At 42.8% G+C, this 1,216-nt stretch carries 2 protein-coding genes and 1 pseudogene; all 3 read right to left on the reverse strand.

Features of this window, described 5'->3' with window-relative positions:
* Nucleotides 1-217 precede the first annotated feature (217 nt).
* A complete protein-coding gene (locus ACHUFI_RS22425; RefSeq protein ID WP_038940770.1) occupies nucleotides 218-715 on the reverse strand; it encodes a GNAT family N-acetyltransferase in 498 nt (165 codons plus the stop codon).
* Nucleotides 712-984: a type II toxin-antitoxin system TacA family antitoxin gene (locus tag ACHUFI_RS22430; protein WP_017420534.1), complete on the reverse strand. Its 273-nt coding sequence runs from the start codon at nucleotides 982-984 to the stop codon at nucleotides 712-714. Before ACHUFI_RS22430 ends, ACHUFI_RS22425 begins: the two co-directional genes overlap by 4 nt.
* A gap of 117 nt (nucleotides 985-1,101) precedes the next feature.
* Nucleotides 1,102-1,216: pseudogene (locus ACHUFI_RS22435) on the reverse strand (IS110 family transposase); the annotation flags it as partial.

Here is a 1,216-nt window from a genome sequence, read left to right on the forward strand (position 1 = left end):
ACCAGATAGAAGAACTTTAGTTGCAGCTAAAGTCTGGGTCTCACCTTACCCGATTGGAGTGCTTATTATCCATACAAGCAATTTAAGAGGGATTCACAACGCTCGGCATTTTTGCTTCTACTTCAAATTTAGTGTTTATGGCACAATGCTTTAGGGTTGGGTGGAGGCGTTGTTCACCCCTTAATTGGGCGTTAGTTTGCTAAAGGCTAGCGATTAACTAGCCTAAGCTTGCTCTCACATCAGCAATGGTGATGAAGAGTTTATTTTCTGCGTCTTCAAATGCTTGAAAACCATAGCGTTCATAGAAGTGTTTCGCACCGTCTTTGGCATCAACGATAACAACTGGAAATGCAACGCTATCACTAGCGGCTAATAGCTTTCTGAGTGCGTCGATAAGCAGCCACTCACCAAAGCCTTTCCCTTTGTATCGGTCATCGACAGCAAGGCGGGCAATCAGACCACCAGAGGTGGATGATTGGTGCTTTTTTTGTAACTTATCAGGCAATGCCTTTAAGTCAATTGGTGTCATTGTTAGCGTGTAAAAGCCGATAACATGTGAGTTGTCGCTATCATCTTCCAAAACAAATGTTCTGGTGTTGTCCTTCTTTGCTTGCTGACTCGCCATTACTTTTAAGTAATTATTGAGAGCTTCGATGCCACAGTTGAATCGGTTTCTATCGTGTTTAGCTTTATCTAGAAGTACCGTATTCATCATTGAGTTTTGCTCTCGTATCGATCAGCAGCAGCTTTTAGTTTTGAGTTCTGTGTTGCAGGACGATCTAAAGCTTCCATGAGCAACATCGCATCTGCTTGGCTCAGTTTTAAAGCCTGTTCACGCTCGATGACTTGTTTAGCTTTTTCAATTGCTGCGCTTAGAACAAACGAGTTGATGCTAGACATGCCGGCGATCGCGGCAGCCTTAGTAAGTAAGTCTTGTGTATCGACATCAACTCTAGCGGTGATGCGAGGCAAAGTAGTAGCCATAATGTTATCTCCTGTTGTGTCAAAATGTCACATGTGTATTATGGTCTTAAAGTGTGCAATAAGCAATCTCTGTGTCACTTTGGCACGCAAACTAACAAGAGACTATGGCGTCAATAGTTAATTTTTGGCGCTATTCTTATCCCACATCACCCCATCTCTTAGCATTGAATTAAGTATTACAACCATCTTTCTCATACAGGCAACGATCGCGACTTTTTTCGGTTTCCCTGCC

This window comes from Vibrio profundi, from assembly GCF_043642225.1.
In the GTDB taxonomy this organism is placed as follows: domain Bacteria; phylum Pseudomonadota; class Gammaproteobacteria; order Enterobacterales; family Vibrionaceae; genus Vibrio; species Vibrio profundi_A.